Here is a 17,306-nt window from a genome sequence, read left to right as displayed (position 1 = left end):
TCCGACAAGCTTCCGCCCGCCGACACGACGAGGCCCCGCGTCCCGGTGGTACGACCGGGAGGCGGGGCCTCGTCTGTTCCCGAACTGACTGCCGCTCCCACCACGAAGCGACGAGACTTAGGTTAGCCTAACTTCCCTATCAGGGGAAGCCCTACGTACCAGTCCTCGTGCCACCAACTCCACGACGGCGGCGATGGCGGCCGTCTCCACCGCCAGCAGGCCCAGCAGGACCACTAGCTGGAGCGCACCCGCCTGCCACACCGGCGCCCCGCCGAGCAGCATCCCGACGAACGCGCCGGGCAGCGTCACCAGGCCGACGGTCCTCGTCTGGTCCAGGGCGGGCAGGATCGCCTCCGCCGCCGGGCGGCGGACGAGTTCGCGCACCGCGACCGGCTCGGTGAAGCCGAGCGCCAACGCCGCCTCGTACTCGCCGTGGCGGTCCTGGAGGGTGTCCAGGGCCCGGCGGACGGACAGCGTCGTCGCGGTCATCGCGCCGCCGATGAGGATGCCGCCCACCGGCACCAGGGCGATGCCGTCCAGGGGCACCAGGCCGGTGAAGACCAGGGCGGCGACCGCCGGGACCGTGCCGACGAGGATCGCGACACCCACCCAGGCGCCCCGGCGGCCGGTCTTCGTGCGGGCGGCGGACGTGCCGGTGGCCACCGCCGCCATGAGCACCAGGAACGCGGCGGTCAGGGGCAGGGACGCCAGCACGACCGTGATGACGGCCGAGACGGCGGCCAGTTGGGCGGTCGCCCGCAGTGCCGCCCTGACCACCGGTTTCGGCGACGCCAGGCCGCCCCACCACAGCACCGCGCCTGCCGCCGCCGTGAACAGCAGGCACACGACGAGCAGGCGCACCCAATCCGTTGCGATGACCACGAGAGCATCTGAACACCCGGTGGGGTGATCCGACCACCCGCGTCTCAGACGCGGGCGCGGCGGCGCAGGCCCAGTCGGTACGAGGGGAGCGTCAGGCCGCCCCGTTTCGCCAGCACGAGGCCGCCCACCAGGGCCGCCACGATGGACACCACACCGCCCGCCACGAGCGGCGCGCGGGCCGTGAAGTGCTCGGCCAGCCAGCCCATCACGGGGCCCCCGAGCGGGTTGCCGCCCAGGAAGACCAGCATGTAGAGGCCCATCACGCGGCCTCGCATGGCCGGCGCCACGGCGAGCTGCACGGTGGCGTTCGCGGTGGTCGTGAAGGTCATCATGGCGACGCCCAACGGGATCAGGGTGGCCCCGACCAGCCAGATCGACGGCATGAGGCCGGCGGCGATCTCCAGGACGCCGAACGCGAGCGCGCCGACGATCAGCAGGCGCAGGCGCGGCTTGCCCTTCGCGCTGCGCTTCGCGGCGAGGGTCGCGCCGGCCAGCGTGCCGACCGCCAGCAGGGTCGACAGCAGGCCGTACGCGTCGGCGTCGCCGCCGAAGGCGTTGCGGGCGAGCACGGCCAGCGTCACGGCGAAGTTCAGGCCGAACGTGCTGATGAAGAACACCAGGCAGAGCAGGATCACCAGGTCGGCCCGGTGCCGCACGTAGCGCAGGCCCTCGCGGAGCTGGCCCTTCTCGCGCGGCACGGGGTCGCCCCGGTGCAGTTCCCGCGGGTTCATCATCAGCAGGCCGGTGATCACGCCGACGAAGCTGATCGCGTTGATCAGGAACACCCAGCCGGTGCCGACGACGATGATCAGACCGCCCGCCACCGCCGGGCCCACCATGCGGGCCAGGTTGAACGTCATCGAGTTCAGCGCGACGGCGTTGGTGAGCTGGTCACGCCCGACCATCTCCACCACGAACGACTGCCGCACGGGCGTCTCCACCGCCGACACCGCGCCCAGCAGCAGGCACAGCAGGTACACGTGCCACAGCTCGGCCACGCCCGTCACGTCCAGCAGCCCCAGCGTCAGCGCGCACAGGCCGAGGCCGGTCTCCAGCACGAGCAGCAGCTTGCGCTTGTCCATCCGGTCGGCCAGCACGCCCGCCCAGAGGGACAGGAACAGGGTCGGCGCGAACTGGAGCGCGACGGCGATGCCCAGCGCCACCGGCGAGCCGTCGGAGAGTTCCAGGACCAGCCAGTCCTGCGCGACGCGCTGCATCCACAGGCCCACCAGGGACACGACCTGGCCGGAGACGTAGAGGCGGTAGTTGCGCACCCGGAGCGAGCCGAACATGCGCCTCTTCGGCGGGGGTAGCGCCTTGCCACGATCGAGCTGATCGGACTCCGCCCCACCCACGTACGCCGGCACTCGTTACTGCCCCGCCATCCTGTCGATTATCTCGGCGGCGCGCGACAGCACGCCCCGTTCCTCCGGTGTCAGCTCGGCCAGGCGCTTGTCCAGCCACGCCTCGCGCGCCGACACCTCTTCGTTGATGTAGGTCGCGCCAGACTCGCTCAGCTCCACGATGGCCTGCCGGCCGTCCGTGGGGTGCGGGCGGCGGGTCGCGAAGCCGTACTCCTCCAGCGCCGCGATCACCCTGGTCATCGACGGCGGCTGGACGCCTTCCTTCGCGGCCAGCTCCCCCGGCGTCAGCGGCCCGCACTTGTGCAGCGTGGACAGCGCGGACACCTGGGTGAGCGAGAGCGCGGAGTTCACCCGCTGCGCGCGGAGCCGCCGGGTCAGCCGGACCACGGCCAGCCGCAGCCGGCTCGCCAGTCCCTGTTCCGCGTCGGTCTCCGCCACGTAGTTAGCATACCTCACGATCTCTGCACCCATCGTGTGAACTTGCCCATTCAGCTCCCGAGAGCGGCCCGGATGGGCTCCACCGCGAAGTAGACGACGAACGCCCCGGCCACCACCCACATCAGCGGGTGCACGCTGCGGGCCCGCCCGGTCAGCGCCCGCAGCAGCACGTAGCTCACGAAACCCGCGCCGATGCCGTTGGCGACCGAGTACGTGAACGGCATCACCACGATCGTCAGGAACGCGGGCAGCGCCACCGAGAAGTCGGCGAAGTCGATCTCCCTCACCTGGGCGATCATCAGCGCGCCGACGATCACCAGCGCGGGCGCGGCGGCCTCCACCGGCACGATCGAGTACAGCGGTGTCAGGAACATCGCCGCGAGGAACAGCAGCCCCGTGACGACGTTCGCCAGGCCGGTCCGCGCGCCCTCCGCGATGCCCGCCGCCGACTCGACGTAGACCGTGTTGGACGACGAGGAGGCCGCACCGCCCGCGACCGCCGCCATGCCGTCCACGAACAACGCCTTGCTCACCCCCGGGAGCTGCCCGTCCTGGCCGATCAGCCCCGCCTCCTTGCCCAGGCCGGTCATCGTGCCGACGCTGTCGAAGAAGTCCGTCAGCACCAGCGTGAACACCACCAGCGCGGCGGTCAGCGCGGGCAGCCGCGTCCACGCGCCGAACGACACGTCACCCAGCAGGGACAGGTCCGGCAGCCCGAACACGTGGTCCGGCAGCGCCGGGTAGCCGAGGTTCCAGCCTTCCGGGTGAATACCCTTCGACGGGCCGGCCTGGACGATCGCCTCGATCACGACGGCCAGCGCGGTCGTCGCGAGCACGCCGATCAGGATCGCGCCCTTCACCTTGCGCGCCACCAGGATGCCGGTGAGCACCAGCCCGACCACGAACACCAGCGTCGGCCACGAGGCGATCGCGCCGTTGATGCCCAGTCCGACCGGGACGGTCGTGCCCGCCGCGTCCGGGATCCGCCGCACGAACCCGGCGTCCACCAGCCCGATGAAGGTGATGAACAGCCCGATGCCGACCGCGATCGCCGCCTTCAGCTCCGGCGGCACCGCGTTGAACACCGCCGTGCGCACCCCGGTGACCACGAGCAGCAGCACCACGAGGCCGTTGACCAGGACCAGGCCCATCGCCTCCGGCCACGTCATCATCGGGACGATGCTCACCGCCACGAACGTGTTGATGCCCAGGCCGGTGGCGAGCGCGAACGGGTAGTTGGCGACGAGTCCGAACAGGATGGTCATCACACCGGCGACCAGGGCTGTGACGGCGGCCACCTGCGACACCGGCAGGATCGCGCCGAACAGGTCCTTCTTCGCCGCCGGGTCGTCCGCCGCGAAGCTGCCCAGGATCAGCGGGTTGAGCACCACGATGTAGGCCATCGTCACGAACGTGACCAGCCCGCCGCGCACTTCCCGGCCGACGGTGGAGCCGCGTTCGGTGATCTTGAAGAAGCCGTCCAGGCCGGCCCTCGTGGCCATCTCGTCTCCCTTGTGGTCGGTGTGCCGGGTGGGGCGCGACGCGCCGTGCCCGCGTTTCCGGCAGGTAGCCTGCCTGACGTGGCCGAACAGACCCAATCGCCGCCCGCCCCGCCGCCGCTGCCGGCCCGGCTGGCCGACCCCGTGCCTGCCATCGTGGTCGGCACCGGGCTGTGGCTGCTGGCCTTCCTGGTCGTGTTGGTCTTCTTCCGGTCGCACACCACTCTCTTGTGGGCCTGCCTGAGCGGTGCGGGGCTCGGCCTGATCGGCTATGGCGTCTTCCGGTGGCAACGATCAGCGGCCCGCCGGGGTTCGCGGACGGCCCAGCAGGGTCTGGTCGACTAGGCGGCACGGAAGGTCTTCGCCTCGGTCACTTCTTGTCACGCGGTCACTGGATGTGGCGAACATGGCCGTGTTCGGTGAGAGCCCGCGTCGGCCGGGCACCCCATTCGCACGCCGGGTCCGGCGAACGCGGGTGGGTGAACCGGCCGTGCCACGGCGACATTTCCGATCCCACGATCAGGAAGAGGTTCGTCATGCAGAAGAAACCGTCTCCATACGTGAAGCCGGCGCTGGTGATGGTCGGCAGCTTCGCCTCGCTGACCCTCGGCTCCCGGGGAAGGGATCGGGACAGCCGGCGTCGCCAGAAGAATGAGGGCTGACGGCGACAACGGCGAGCCGGCGAGGCGACAGGTATGAACAGGGGCCTTTCGGCCGCCGACGGGGGCCACGGCGAGGAGTGGTTCGTCGTCCTGCCGGACGATGACTCCGCTTCCGCCGTGGCCACCGCGATGGCCACGGCGGCAGGGCGCTGGGCGGTGTCCCGACGCGTCGATCACCCGTCCGGGCGGCCCTGGCTGATGGGCCGGTGGGACTCGCGGGACCTGCTGCTGGCCTCGGCCGGGCGGACCAGGGTGGCCGTGCTGGGGTACTGCCCGGCCTCGATCGGAGAACTCGCACTGCTCACCCACCAGGTTGCCGGACCGGCCGGCCTGGACCGGGTGGCGGGCTCGCTGGCCGGCAGCTTCCACCTCGTGGCCAGCGTGGACGGGGTGGTGCGGGCCCAGGGCAGCGTCTCGGGGGTGCGCCGGGTGTTCCACACCCGGATGGGCGAGGTGGACGTCGCCGCCGACCGGGCGGACACGCTGGCCCGGCTGACCGGCGCCGGCCTGGACGAGCGGCAGCTCGTCACCTGCCTGATGTACCCGCAGCCGCCGCCGGCGCTGACGGGTGGGTCGTACTGGCACGGGGTCGCCGCGGTGCCCGAGGAGGACTACCTGCTGCTCACCCCCCGGACGCCGGCCCGGACGGTGGGCTGGTGGCGGCCCCCGCCGCCGACGCTGTCGCTGACCGACGCGGCGCCCCTCCTGCGCCAGGCACTGGTCACGGCGGTCGGCGCGCGGACCCGGTCAGGGCGCACGGTCAGCGCCGACCTGTCCGGTGGGGTGGACTCCACCGCGATCTGCTCGGTGGCCGTCGCCGGGATGGACCGGTTGACGGCGTTCACCGTCGCGAGCACCGACCCCGCCGACGACGACGGCTACTGGGCCGGCATCGCCGCCGCCGGTCTGGGCAAGCTGGACCGGCTCGTCGTGACCGACGACGACCTTCCCGCTCCGTACCAGGACATCCTGTGCACCGGGATGGCCAACGACGAGCCGTACCCGGACATCCACCTGCGGGCCGAGGACCGGGAACGCGCCCGCCTGCTCACCGCACGCGGAGCGCAACTGCACCTGACCGGTGACGGCGGCGACGAAGTGCTGCCGGCCCCGGTGAGCTACCTGCCCGCGCTGCTGCGACGCCGCCCCCGGCTCGGGCTGTCCCACCTGCGCGGGATGAGCGCCCTGCACCGCTGGTCGTGGCCGACGGTGTGGCGGCGGCTCACCGCGCCGCGCGATGAGCGCAGCGAGTTGCTGCGGCTGGCCCGCACCCTCACCGCCCCCGACGACCGTTCCCCCGGCTCGGTGACGCTCGCCCCGTGGGCGAGTGCCGACGCCGTGCGGCTGGCGCGGGAACTGCTGATCGAGGCCGCGGACCGGACGCCCGCGCCGATGTCGGACTGGGTCACGCACGACGCCGTCCGACTGGCGCGCTGCGCCGGCCGGACGATGCGCCGCGCCGCCATGGCCGCGCCGGCGGCCGGGTTGCCGCTGGCCGCGCCGTTCCTGGACGACCGGGTCGTCGAGGCCTGCCTGACCGGGCGCCCGCACGAGCGCACCACCCCCTGGCGGTACAAGCCGCTGCTGGTCGAGGCGATGCGCGGCATCGTCCCGGACCACTGCCTGACCCGCACGACCAAGGGCGGCACCACACCCGAGCACGCCGCCCTGCCCCTCTACCGCGCGGACCTGCTGACCCTGTGCCAGGACGCCAGGCTGGCCGACCTGGGGCTGGTCGACCCCACCCGGCTCCGGTCCGCGCTGACCGGCATCTGGACCAGCGACGCCACCCCGATCATGGTCGAGCAGACCATCGGCTGCGAACGGTGGCTGCGCGACCTGACCCCCACCGCCGCCGGATCCACCACCCTCGCCGCCGGAGCCGCCCGGTGACACGACGCCTTCACCTTGCCGTGCACCTGCTCGGCGAAGAGCGAGCGCCGGGGTTCAGCCGAGCAGCACGGTCGGCGTCGGGTCCGTGATCAAGGCCGCGAACGTGTGCCGGTCCGCCCACCGCCCGGTCGCCCACGCCAACGCCCGCGCCAGGCCTTCCGGACTGTCGGCCGCGTGCGGCACGTCGTCGGCGACCCACCACGACACCTCGTGCTGCTCGCCCTCGAACGCCACCACCAGCTCGTCGTGCACGATCACCGGGCTGATCGGCAGCTCCACGCCCAGCAGGTCGCACGCCAGCCGCACCGCGCCCAGGTCCGACCACACGACCTCGTCGCCCTCCCCGACGACCTCCCCGCTGACCTCCTCGGACGCCAGCGGCAGCGCGAGCAGTTCGGCCAGCACCTCCGCCGCGCCCTCGGCGGCCAGCACCTGGTTGCCGGGCAGCACGCCCAGCAGCCACGGCAGGTCCAGCACCACCACGTCGTCGGCGGGCGCCGCCTCGCCGGTCAGCACGCGCACCCGGTCCGGTGGCTCGACGCTCACCGCGTCCGCGACCTCCGCCAGCGCCGCGTGCACCCGCAGCACCAGGGCGTCGGACAGCTTGCGCTCCGGGTCTCCCAACCGCCCCAGCAGATCGGTGACGTCGTCCTCGTCCAGCACGGTCAGGGACGTCCGCACGCCGGCCGCCGCCAGCACGTGCGGCGGCAGGTCCACGTCGGGCACCACGTCGTAAAGGCCGTCCAGGCCGGCCGCGTCGGGCAGCCGCCACGAGCCGAGCGGCACGCCGTCGAAGGTCGCGTACCGGGCCAGCCACCAGCCGGTGTAGCCGTCCGGCTCGGTCACCGCGCGCCAGGTCACCGGGTCGGCGGCCATCAGCCGCAGCGCGTCCGGCCACTTGTCGCGGGCCACCAGGTCCAGGTCGCGGATGCCCCGCACGTGCGACGGCGGCTCCTCGGCGGCGTCCCACCAGTAGCCCTCGTCGGCCAGGTCGTGGTCGGGCTCGGTCGGCGCGTCGTCCTCCACGACGGTGAACCCGTCGAGAACGCCCACGTCGGTCAGCACGGACCGCGGCCACTCGGCGGCGAGCGCCGAGTCCAGGACGCCGATGGGCGCGTCGGCTTCGAGCACGGACAGCAGGGCCGAGTCGGGCAGCGCCAGCTCGTCCGCCCGCCGCCACTCGCCGGCCGCGTCGGGCAGCGCCAGCTCGCCCAGCCACGGCCGCCCGCCGGCGCGTGCCACCAGCGACAGGACGGTCCGCACCAGGTCCGGGCCGTCCATCGCCGGGTCGTCCAGGCTCCGGTGCACGGCCTCGCGCACCGCGTCCGAGTCCAGCAGCTCGGCCGGTCCGGCTTCGGTCGCGCCCAGGCGCAGCAGCAACGGGTGGGCGGCTGCCGGGTGCACGACGCGCATCCCGGACAGCTCCACCGAGAAGTCCGAGGACAGCAGCAGCACACCGCGCGGCGAACTCACCAGACGCCCGTCCGCGAGCGGCACGGGCAGGCTGCCCATCTCCTCGCGCGCGGCGGAGTCGACATCCGCCAGCGGGGTCAGCGCCTGGTAGACCTGGCGCCACCACTCCGGGTCGCCGCCGACGCCGGCCAGCGCCGCGACCACCTCGGAGACCGACATCCGGGGGACTTCCAGCGCGGCCAGCGCCTTCGCGTGCTCGGGCAGGGTCAGCTCGGCGTCGAGCAGGCCGGGCACCACGTCCTCCAGCAGCTCGACCAGGTCCTCCGACGGGGCGTCCAGCACCTTCGCGGACGCGGGAGCCGCCCAGTCGCCGCTGGCCAGCGGGAGCCAGGAGGCCTTGCGCAGCGCGGCGAGCACGCCGTCCCGCAGCAGACCGTCCACTTCGGACAGCGGGAAGCCGGGCAGCGGCACCAGCGCCGTGCGGTCCACCGCGGGCAGGGCCGTCACCAGGTCGGGGTAGGCGAGCGCGGCCCGGTCGAGCACGTAGGAGGCCGCCGCGCCGACCAGGACCCGCCGCCGCGAGGGCTCGACCGGCAGCGTCGCGATCAGGCGGGCGGGCAGCGACATCTTCTCGTCGGTCGGCGTCGGGGCGTGCAACACGTCCCCGGTCAGCGGCTCGTCCATCGGCCACGCCCAGCAGGCCGTCCAGTGCGCACGCGACTCGACGCCCTGCACCAGCGACGACGGCAGTTCGCCGCCCACCCGGTGCACCCGCCACCGCGCCGAGCCGGCCGGACCGGTCAGCACGACCACGCCGCCGTCCTCGGTGCGCTCCCACGTGTCGGAGCCGACCTCCACCCGGCGCAGACCGGGCAGGGCCAGCAGCAGGTCCGGCACCTGCTCGGCGAACTCGGCCAGCAGCGACGGGCCGTCGACCTTCAGCGGCAGCCGCACCTCGGTGTCGAAGCCCGCGGGCAGGTCCGCCTCGTCGGTCGGCCACACCAGCCTCAGCACCGGCACGTCGCCGCCGCGCGCGGACGCCAGCTCGGGCACGGCCTGCCGCGTCCGGGACGCGGAGAACAGCACACCGCCCGACGTCGACACCACCCGGGGCGCGTCGGTCACGGCCAGCACGGCGGCGAAGCCGACGCCGAACTGGCCCACGGTGTCGGTCGACTTGGCGGACGCGCGCAACGACGCCAGCGCGGCCACGCCGGACGCGGTGAGCGGCGAGCCGGTGTTCGCCGCGCGCAGCTCGCCGTCCACCAGGGACAGCCGCAGCACGCCGGGCGTGTCGCCGGCCGCGTCGGAGGCGTTCTGCGCAAGCTCGACCAGCAGCCGGTCGCGGTAGCCGCCGAGCCGCAGGTCCTCCTCGGCGTTGGCGTCCTCGCGGAAGCGGGTGGGCGACCCCCGCCACGCCGCCAGGACCGACTCGCGCAGGGCCTCCGTGCCGAACGGGTCGCGGCTCACTGCCCGGACTCGGACGCCGGGTCCGCCGCAGTCACGGAACCCGCCGGGTTCACCTCGACGTCGAGCACAGCGTCGTCGTAGACCAGGTCGGCCACCGGCACCGCCGGGCTGTTCTCGACCTCCACCTCGGAGTGCGCGCCACAGCCGTACTCGACGTGCACCACGTGGCCGTCGGCCGGCGTCAACTCGTTCGCGCACACGCCGAACGCGGCACCCAGGGAACCGGCCACCCGCGCGTAGAAACCGCAGGTGCCGCACTTCGCGGGCGCGCTGCGGGCCATGTCGCTGCGCGGACCGTAGTCGCCGCCCTGCCAGCGGGCCGCGGCGTCCAGCACGCCCTCGCGGGACAGCACGCGCACCCGGCCGAGCCCGACCTCCAGCGCGACCTCCTCGACCGCGGGGTCGTCGGAGCCCACGTAGCCGGGGGCCAGGCGGGGGTCGTCCTCCCGGGGCGGCAGCAGGTCGCCGACGCCCAGGTCGCCCGCGCGGACCCGTTCGTTCCACGGCACCCAGTCCGGCGCGACGAGCGCGTCCTGGCCCGGCAGCAGCACCACCTCGGAGACCGAGACCGGCGTGCCCGCGCCCGCGAACGCGACGGTCACCGCCCAGTTCCAGCCCCGGTAGCCGGCGTGCTCGGCCTCGAACAGGTGGGTCACCGACGCCTCGTCCTCGGCGAGCACACCCACGTGGTCGCCGACGGGTTCGGCGCCGGCCTCCTCCTGCGCGGCGGCCCGCGCGAGCGAAACCGCCCCGGCTTCGACGAGTACCGGGTCGGCGAGCACTGGATCGGGCTGCTGGGTCGGCGTGGCGGTCACAGGTGAATTGTGCCGCACGTCTTCGCAGGCTCGTGCACACGTGCCACCCTTTCGGACGTGCGGTGGCTCCTGATGGCTTCGGTCCTCGTCCTGTCGGCGGCGTGCACCAGTCCGCCGAGCGGGCCGGAACAGCCCGTGAAGGGCGTGGAAGTGCTGGGCACGATCCCGCACGACACCTCGGCGTTCACGCAGGGGCTGGAACTGGTCGACGGCGTCCTCTACGAGGGCACGGGCCTGGCGGGCCAGTCGACCCTCCGCCGCCTCGACCCCGCCACCGGCGAGGTCCGGCAGCAGGTCGAGCTGCCGTCGCCGCTGTTCGGCGAGGGCGTGACCGTGGTCGGCGACCGGATCTGGCAGATCACCTGGCAGAACGGCATCGCCATCCAGCGCGACCGGGGGACGCTGGAAGAGGTGAAGCGCGTCACGTACGACGGCGAGGGCTGGGGCCTGTGCCGGGACGGCGGCCGGCTGGTGATGAGCGACGGCACCGAGGAACTCCGGTTCCGCGACCCGGAGACGTTCGCCGAGACCGGCCGCGTCACCGTGCGGCGCAACGGCATCCCGCTGGTGCGGATCAACGAGCTGGAGTGCGTCGGCGGCCAGGTGTGGGCGAACCTGTGGCAGCTCGACGAGGTGGTGAAGATCGACCCCGGCACCGGGGACGTGCTGGCCACCGTCGACCTCAGCTCGCTGCGGCCCGCGGACGTGCCGAAGGACAACGTGCTCAACGGCATCGCGGCCGTGCCGGGCACCGACGAGTTCCTGGTCACCGGCAAGAACTGGCCGACCATCTTCCGCGTCCGGCTCAACGCAAAGTGACCGCGAGCCCGGTCTTCACCGCGTCGAACACCGGCAACGTCTCGTACCGCCGCACGTTCTCGTCCTGCTGGAACAGCTCGTCGCCCAACTCGCGGAACCGGGTCATGTCGGACGTCGACAACACGATCAGGTAATCCCACCGCCCGGCGAGTTCGTAGCACTGCTGGACCTCGGGCGTGCTCCGCATCCGCTCGGCGAACCGGCGGTGGTGCGCGTTCGACTCGCGTTCGAGCGCGACCAGCACGATGAACAGCATCCCGCCCAGCTTCGCCGCGTCGAGCACGGCGACCTCCCCGGTCAGCACCCCGGACTCCCGGTAGCGGGTGATCCGGCGCTGCACCGCGCTCGGCGACAGACCGACCAGCTCGCCCAGCTCGTGCAGGGTCCGCCCGGCATCGCGCTGGAGCTGGTCGAGCAGTCGGCGATCGAGGTCGTCCACGCAAAAATCTTGCGTCACGGCGGGAAAAGTTTCAATCGCGCCCACCGGCGCCCGCTCTACCGTCGAGCCGTGTACATCACCCTGGAGAACATCGCCCGCGCCGCCAAGACCATCGACCCGGTCTTCCGCGACACCCCGCAGTACGTGGACGAGCAGCTCTGCGCCGAGCTGGGGAGGCGGGTCCTGGTCAAGGTCGAGACGGCGAACCCGCTGCGCAGCTTCAAGGGCCGGGGCGCCGACTTCCTGGCCACCACCCTGCCGGTCGGCGAGACCGTGGTGTGCGCGTCGGCGGGCAACTTCGGCCAGGCCGTCGCCTACGCGGGCCGCAACCGCGGCTTCCCGGTCGAGGTCTTCGTGTCGAACGCCGCCGTCCCGGACAAGGTCCGCCGGATGCGCTCGCTCGGCGCGGCCGTCATCGAGGTCGACGGCGATTTCACGGCGGCCAAGGAAGCCGCCCGCCACCACGCCGACCGGACCGCCGCGGTGTTCGTGGAGGACGGCCGCGATCCGGCGATCGCCGAGGGCGCGGGCAGCATCGCCGTGGAGCTGCTGCACGCGGGCCTGGAGATCGACACCGCGGTCGTCCCGGTCGGCGACGGAGCCCTCGTCACCGGCATGGCCCGCTGGCTCCGGGAGCACTCGCCGCGCACCCGGATCGTCGGCGTCTGCGCGGCCGGCGCGCCGGCGGTGGCCCGTGCCTGGGCGGGCGAAACCTACTCCGGGCCGGTGGACACGATCGCGGACGGCATCGCGGTCCGCGTGCCCGTGCCGGAAGCGGTCCCGCGCCTGCGGGCACTCGTGGACGACATCGTGCTGGTGGCCGACGACGCCATCAGGGCCGCGTCCGACCTCGCCCTGCGCACCCTGGGCCTGGTCCTGGAGCCGGCCGGCGCGGCGGGTCTGGCCGCCCTCGCCGTCCACGACATCCCGGGCGAGACCGTCGCCACCGTGCTCACCGGGAGCAATGTCTGAGACAGCGGGGTGCCGGTGAGGCAGGATTGACCCTGTGACGCGTCAACGGCCGGAAGACCCGTCGCGGCGGTACCCGTGGGAAGACGACGAGTACAAGCCGCGCACCCGGCCCTACCCGACACAGGGCCCGCCGCAAGGCCCGCCCCAGGGGCCACCTCAGGGACCGCCCCAACCCCCGCCGCAGCACGGCGCCCCGCAGCAGGGCACCCCCTCCCAGGGACCGCCGCCTCAGGGACCGCCGCCTCAGGGACCGCCGTCCGGGGACCGCCCCACCGCCCCGACCATGCCGCGGAAGCTCACCGTCACCAGGGTGGCGTTGTGGCGGACGCGGCAGCTCAGCGCCCAGGCGGTGGCGGCGTTCCGCAAGGCGGCCCACGCGGACGGGGCCAAGCAGTCCGGCCTGTCGTCGCTGACGTACTCGGTGATGATGAACTACGCCGCCGACGCCGCGATGGCCGTCGCGCTGGCCAACACGTTGTTCTTCTCCGCCGCGACCGGCGAGAGCAAGGGCAAGGTCGCGCTCTACCTGCTGATCACGGTGGCCCCGTTCGCCCTGGTGGCCCCGGTGATCGGCCCGGCCCTGGACCGCATCCAGCACGGCCGCAGGTTCGCCCTGGCCGCGGCCTGCGTGCTGCGCGTCGTGCTGTCCGTCGTCATGGCGATGAACTTCGACAACTGGGGCCTCTACCCGGCGGCGCTGGGCAGCATGGTGCTGTCGAAGTCGTTCACCGTGCTCAAGGCCGCCATCACGCCCCGCGTCCTGCCGCGGGACATCACCCTGTCGAAGACCAACGCCCGGATGACCATCTTCGGCCTGGCGGCGGGCGGGGTGTTCGGGCTGGTGGCGGCGGGCTTCGCGAACATCTTCGGCTCACCGGGCGCGCTGTGGTTCACGGCGGTCCTGTGCCTGGTCAACGCCTGGTTCTGCCTCCGCATCCCGTCCTGGGTGGAGGTGACCGAAGGCGAGGTCCCGACCTCCCTGCGCGCCCAGCCGCAGCTCACCCGCCAACCTCTCGGCCGCACCGTCGTGGTGGCGCTGTGGGGCAACGGCGCGATCCGGATGCTCACCGGCTTCCTGATGCTGTTCGCGGCCTTCGTGGTCCGCGCGCAGACCGAAGGCGACGCCTTCATGCAGCTCCTGCTGCTGGGCGTCATCGCAGGCGCGGCGGGCATCGGCAGCTTCCTCGGCAACGCGGTGGGCGCGAGGCTGCACTTCGGCGCACCCGACCAGGTGGTGATCGGCTGCCTGGTCGCGGCGTTCGTCACGACCGTCCTCGCCGCGATCCTGCCCGGCCTGATCACGGCCGCGGCCGTGGGCCTGGTCGGCGCGACCGCCAGCTCGCTGGCGAAGGTCAGCCTGGACGCCGTGATCCAGGACGACCTCCCGGAGCAGTCCCGGGCGTCCGCGTTCGGCCGCTCGGAGACGATCCTCCAGCTCGGCTGGGTCTTCGGCGGGGCCGTGGGCGTGCTGCTGCCGACCGAGTACTGGATCGGCTTCACGGTCCTGTCCGGCCTGCTGGCCTGCGGCCTGGCGCAGACGATCCTGTCCCGGCAGGGCAGCACCCTCATCCCGGGCCTGGGTGGCGACCGCCCGATCCGCCCGACCCCGGTGACGCCGTAGGCTGCCTGCCCGTGCGCCGAGTACTGCCGTTCCTGCTGCTCCTGGTCGTCGCGGGCTGCGCCGCGCCCACCAGCCCCGAGGTGACGTTCCACGCCGACGGCAAGACGGTCAACGTCAAGCCGACCCAGTACTGCGACGTGAAGTCGGAGAACTGCACGGCGGACAGCCGGGCCGCCGGCGTGCTGCGGGTGCGGCCGGGCAAGCCGGTGCAGATCTCGGTTCCGGGCGACCTCGCCGAGACCGCCTGGTCGGTGAAGTTCACCTACCGCAACGCGCGGGGCGAGCCGCAGGAGCCGTTGCGCAGCAAGCTGTTCACCGAACGCGACCCGAAGTACGCCTACACCCTCGTGCTGCCGAACCCCGACGACCGGTTGGAGAGCGTCGAGGTCCAGCAGTACGGCTCCCGGATCGAGTCGAGCACCACCGGCGCGTTCGACTTCGTGGCCAGGGGGACCTGGATCCTCTCGGTGGAGGACCGCCGGTAGCCGGCCTCACCGGTCCGGCTCCCCGGCTTCCCGGGTCGGCTTTACGGGTCCAGCTCCCGGGCGACCGCCCGGACCACGTCGGCGATCAGCTTGGTGTTCTTGCGGTCCGGGTACCGCCCGCGCCGCAGCTCGGGCTGCACCTTGACCTCCAGCAGCTTGATCATGTCCTCGATCAGGCCGTGCAGCTCCTCGGCCGGCCGCCGCCGCGCCTCCGCCACCGAGGGGGCGGGGTCGATCAGCCGGACCGACAGGGCCTGCGGCCCGCGCCGCCCCTCGGCCATGCCGAACTCGATGCGCTGTCCGGCCTTGAGGCCCTCGACGCCCGGAGGCAGCGCGGATTTCCGCACGTACACGTCCTCGCCACCGTCCTGCGTGACGAAGCCGAAGCCCTTTTCCGAGTCGTACCACTTGACCTTGCCGGTCGGCACCGCGCTCACCAATCCTCTGCAACCACACGACGAACGCGCCCCAGGCGTGCCCAGGACGCGTCCCACCAGACTATCCAGAAGACCCCTGTCGGGGCACCTCCGATCGCGCGACCACCCGCGCGACTACGCTCACCCCATGTCGACTTCGAAGCTGATGCCGCCGGCGGTGGCGCTGTTCGCGCTCGGCGTCGTGGCGATCGCGGCGATGTTCATCGCGGGTGAACGAGGCCTGCCGGCCTGGGTGTTCGCCGCCGGCTGGCTGCTGGCCCCGGCCGGGCTGGCGCTCGGCGTGTACGGCGCCGTCCGCGGCTCCCGCCGCCGTCCGCACGCCTAGCCCGCACCGGGCCTGGCCGGCGTCGCGCCTGGTCAGCGCCGCACGAAGGCGACACAGCAGATAGCCGGCACCGGACCTGGCTAGCGCCGCGCGAAGCTCCCGTCCGCGAGCCGGGGAGCGTGCTCCCGCAACCAGTCGGGGAACTCGGCCAACGACGAGAGCACCACGTCAGCGCCTTCCGCCGTGAGTTCGGCCGCCGAACAAGGCCCGGTCGGCACCCCCACGGCCACCGCGCCCGCCGCCTGCGCGCCCCGCACGTCCCCGACGTGGTCGCCGACGTACGCCGCAGCGCCCCGGGCCTTCAGCGCCTCCGCCTTCCCCGTGGACCACAGCTCGCCGAACAGGTGGTCGACCTCCCACCCGAACGCGGCCAGGTGCAGGGCGGCGTTGGCGCGGTACTTCCCGGTCACCACGACCGCGCTGCCACCCAGCTCACGCACCGCCGCAAGCGATTGCTCCGCGCCGGGCAGCGCGACCGTCGCCGGGATGACGATCTCCGGGTACAACTGCCGGAACCGGGCGACGAGGTCCGGGACGTCCTCCTCGGGCACGCCGAAGTCGCGGTAGACCATGTCCAGCGGCGGGCCGAGGTTCGCCGCGAAGTGCGCGCCGTCGAGCGGGTAGCCGGATTCGGCGGCCACCGCGTCCATCACCGCCGCCATGCCCGGTCTGGGGTCGATGAGCGTCATGTCCAGGTCGAATCCCACGGTCAGCGACACGTCCGCACTCTACGGGCTTTACAAAAAGCCACTCTGTGTAAAGCTTGGGGGCCGTGACCGAACTCACCCGCTCGTTAGTGGATGCCGCAGCGGACCTGCTGGCGGCGCACGGCTTCCGCGGCCTGCGGATGGCGGACGTGGCCACCAGGGCGGGCGTGAGCCGGCAGACCGTCTACAACGAGTTCGGCAACAAGGAACGGATCGTGCACGCCGTCGCCCTCCACAAGACGGAGGAGTTCGTGGACGGCGTCCGGCGGCGGCTCGCGGACACGCCCGATCCGGTCGACGGCATCCGCGAGGCCGCGCGCTTCGTGTTCGACCTGGCCGCGAAGGACCCGCTGAGCAGTTCCGTGCTCAGCGGCACGAACGCCGAGGACATGCTGCCGCTGGTGACCACGAGGGGGCACGCGGTGCTGTCCTCCGCCACGGACGTGTTCCTGGAGCACGTGCGCCGGCACTGGCCGTGGCTGCCCGCCGAACGGGCCGAGCTGGTCGCGGAGACCGTCGTTCGGGTGGCGCTCAGCCACCTGCTCACCCCGCGGCACGACGGCGTGCGCGCCGTGGTGCTGGTGGCCACGGCCCTGCTCGCCTGAGACCCGCCGTCCACCCGTGACCGCACGGTGATCCGCTTGGCCGCATCACCGTGGCCGGCGTTCGGGCAAGATGGTGCGGTGCGGATCATCCTGAACCTGATATGGCTGGTGCTGAGCGGGTTCTGGCTCGCCATCGGATACGTGCTGACCGGGATCGTCTGCTGCATCCTGATCATCACGATCCCGTGGGGGCTGGCGGCGTTCCGGATCGCGAACTACGCCCTGTGGCCGTTCGGGCGGACCATCGTGGACCGGCCGGACGCGGGCGCGCCGTCACTGGTCGGCAACGTCATCTGGATCGTCGTGGCCGGGTTCTGGCTGGCGATCGGCCACCTGGTCAGCGGTGTCCTGCTGTGCGTCACGATCATCGGCATCCCGCTCGGCGTCGCGAACTTCAAGATGGTCCCGGTCTCGCTCATGCCGCTCGGCAAGGTCATCGTCCCCGCCCCCTAGGCCGCCG

Annotated in this window: 19 protein-coding genes; 10 read left to right on the top strand and 9 right to left on the bottom strand. The window is 72.9% G+C overall.

Features of this window, described 5'->3' with window-relative positions; genetic code table 11:
* Positions 1-117 precede the first annotated feature (117 nt).
* The 4 genes from ACQPZF_RS02745 to ACQPZF_RS02730 are packed head-to-tail and all read right to left on the bottom strand — an operon-like array spanning position 118 to position 4,186.
* Positions 118-882, bottom strand: a complete 765-nt coding sequence (locus tag ACQPZF_RS02745) for an ABC transporter permease (protein WP_433267875.1) — start codon at positions 880-882, stop codon at positions 118-120.
* 44 nt (positions 883-926) lie between these two features.
* The gene (locus ACQPZF_RS02740) at positions 927-2,249 is read right to left on the bottom strand and encodes an MFS transporter (RefSeq protein WP_433267874.1); all 1,323 of its coding nucleotides are present in this window, start codon (positions 2,247-2,249) and stop codon (positions 927-929) included.
* Positions 2,250-2,252: 3 nt separating this feature from the next.
* Positions 2,253-2,717, bottom strand: coding sequence for a MarR family winged helix-turn-helix transcriptional regulator (locus ACQPZF_RS02735; RefSeq protein ID WP_433267872.1), 465 nt, complete (start codon positions 2,715-2,717; stop codon positions 2,253-2,255).
* A gap of 17 nt (positions 2,718-2,734) precedes the next feature.
* Complete coding sequence (locus tag ACQPZF_RS02730) at positions 2,735-4,186, bottom strand: NCS2 family permease (RefSeq protein WP_433267870.1); 1,452 nt, start codon at positions 4,184-4,186, stop codon at positions 2,735-2,737.
* 78 nt (positions 4,187-4,264) lie between these two features.
* On the opposite strand from ACQPZF_RS02730, the gene ACQPZF_RS02725 reads away from it, so the two are divergent.
* The 3 genes from ACQPZF_RS02725 to ACQPZF_RS02715 are packed head-to-tail and all read left to right on the top strand — an operon-like array spanning position 4,265 to position 6,738.
* Entirely contained in the window at positions 4,265-4,528 is a 264-nt protein-coding gene (locus ACQPZF_RS02725; protein WP_433267868.1) for a DUF2530 domain-containing protein, read from the top strand.
* A 50-nt stretch (positions 4,529-4,578) separates the two neighbouring features.
* On the top strand, positions 4,579-4,845 hold the full coding sequence (locus tag ACQPZF_RS02720; RefSeq protein ID WP_433267866.1) for a lasso RiPP family leader peptide-containing protein: 267 nt from the start codon (positions 4,579-4,581) through the stop codon (positions 4,843-4,845).
* Positions 4,846-4,878: 33 nt separating this feature from the next.
* Positions 4,879-6,738, top strand: a complete 1,860-nt coding sequence (locus ACQPZF_RS02715; RefSeq protein WP_433267864.1) for an asparagine synthase-related protein — start codon at positions 4,879-4,881, stop codon at positions 6,736-6,738.
* A 54-nt stretch (positions 6,739-6,792) separates the two neighbouring features.
* Here ACQPZF_RS02715 and ACQPZF_RS02710 read toward each other — a convergent pair whose 3' ends face one another.
* Both ACQPZF_RS02710 and ACQPZF_RS02705 read right to left on the bottom strand, forming a co-directional pair.
* Positions 6,793-9,621, bottom strand: a complete 2,829-nt coding sequence (locus ACQPZF_RS02710; RefSeq protein WP_433267862.1) for a sacsin N-terminal ATP-binding-like domain-containing protein — start codon at positions 9,619-9,621, stop codon at positions 6,793-6,795.
* Complete coding sequence (locus tag ACQPZF_RS02705) at positions 9,618-10,436, bottom strand: DUF3027 domain-containing protein (protein WP_433267860.1); 819 nt, start codon at positions 10,434-10,436, stop codon at positions 9,618-9,620. Before ACQPZF_RS02705 ends, ACQPZF_RS02710 begins: the two co-directional genes overlap by 4 nt.
* Positions 10,437-10,508: 72 nt before the next feature.
* Here ACQPZF_RS02705 and ACQPZF_RS02700 point away from each other — a divergent pair, with 72 nt between their 5' ends.
* Positions 10,509-11,255 carry a glutaminyl-peptide cyclotransferase gene (locus ACQPZF_RS02700; protein WP_433274414.1) on the top strand — a complete coding sequence of 249 codons (747 nt, stop codon included), beginning with the start codon at positions 10,509-10,511 and terminating at the stop codon, positions 11,253-11,255.
* Here the strand turns inward: ACQPZF_RS02700 and ACQPZF_RS02695 are convergent.
* Positions 11,242-11,694, bottom strand: coding sequence for an Lrp/AsnC family transcriptional regulator (locus ACQPZF_RS02695; RefSeq protein ID WP_433267858.1), 453 nt, complete (start codon positions 11,692-11,694; stop codon positions 11,242-11,244). The two genes, ACQPZF_RS02700 and ACQPZF_RS02695, sit on opposite strands and share 14 nt — an antisense overlap.
* A gap of 69 nt (positions 11,695-11,763) precedes the next feature.
* Between ACQPZF_RS02695 and ACQPZF_RS02690 the strand changes: the two genes are divergently transcribed.
* From ACQPZF_RS02690 to ACQPZF_RS02680, 3 genes are read left to right on the top strand one after another with little or no spacing between them, the layout of a single operon-like run.
* Positions 11,764-12,666 (top strand): threonine ammonia-lyase, encoded by a 903-nt coding sequence (locus ACQPZF_RS02690; protein ID WP_433267856.1) that lies wholly within the window; start codon positions 11,764-11,766, stop codon positions 12,664-12,666.
* Positions 12,667-12,691: 25 nt separating this feature from the next.
* Complete coding sequence (locus ACQPZF_RS02685) at positions 12,692-14,287, top strand: MFS transporter (protein ID WP_433274412.1); 1,596 nt, start codon at positions 12,692-12,694, stop codon at positions 14,285-14,287.
* Positions 14,288-14,298: 11 nt separating this feature from the next.
* Positions 14,299-14,772, top strand: coding sequence for a DUF2771 family protein (locus ACQPZF_RS02680; protein WP_433267854.1), 474 nt, complete (start codon positions 14,299-14,301; stop codon positions 14,770-14,772).
* Between the two features lie 41 nt (positions 14,773-14,813).
* On the opposite strand, the gene ACQPZF_RS02675 is transcribed toward ACQPZF_RS02680, so the two are convergent.
* Positions 14,814-15,200, bottom strand: a complete 387-nt coding sequence (locus ACQPZF_RS02675) for a cold-shock protein (RefSeq protein WP_433274410.1) — start codon at positions 15,198-15,200, stop codon at positions 14,814-14,816.
* 136 nt (positions 15,201-15,336) lie between these two features.
* On the opposite strand from ACQPZF_RS02675, the gene ACQPZF_RS02670 reads away from it, so the two are divergent.
* Positions 15,337-15,534, top strand: coding sequence for a hypothetical protein (locus ACQPZF_RS02670; RefSeq protein WP_433267853.1), 198 nt, complete (start codon positions 15,337-15,339; stop codon positions 15,532-15,534).
* Between the two features lie 80 nt (positions 15,535-15,614).
* Here the strand turns inward: ACQPZF_RS02670 and ACQPZF_RS02665 are convergent, their stop codons facing one another.
* Positions 15,615-16,253: an HAD family hydrolase gene (locus ACQPZF_RS02665; RefSeq protein WP_433267851.1), complete on the bottom strand. Its 639-nt coding sequence runs from the start codon at positions 16,251-16,253 to the stop codon at positions 15,615-15,617.
* Between the two features lie 53 nt (positions 16,254-16,306).
* On the opposite strand from ACQPZF_RS02665, the gene ACQPZF_RS02660 reads away from it, so the two are divergent.
* Together ACQPZF_RS02660 and ACQPZF_RS02655 are read left to right on the top strand one after the other, a co-directional pair.
* Entirely contained in the window at positions 16,307-16,846 is a 540-nt protein-coding gene (locus ACQPZF_RS02660) for a TetR family transcriptional regulator (protein ID WP_433267849.1), read from the top strand.
* A 78-nt stretch (positions 16,847-16,924) separates the two neighbouring features.
* Positions 16,925-17,299, top strand: coding sequence for a YccF domain-containing protein (locus ACQPZF_RS02655; protein WP_433274408.1), 375 nt, complete (start codon positions 16,925-16,927; stop codon positions 17,297-17,299).
* The last annotated feature ends 7 nt before the right edge of the window (positions 17,300-17,306 follow it).

This window comes from Actinosynnema sp. CS-041913, assembly GCF_050942485.1.
GTDB lineage: Bacteria > Actinomycetota > Actinomycetes > Mycobacteriales > Pseudonocardiaceae > Actinosynnema.
This window is presented reverse-complemented; position numbering and strand designations above follow the sequence as displayed.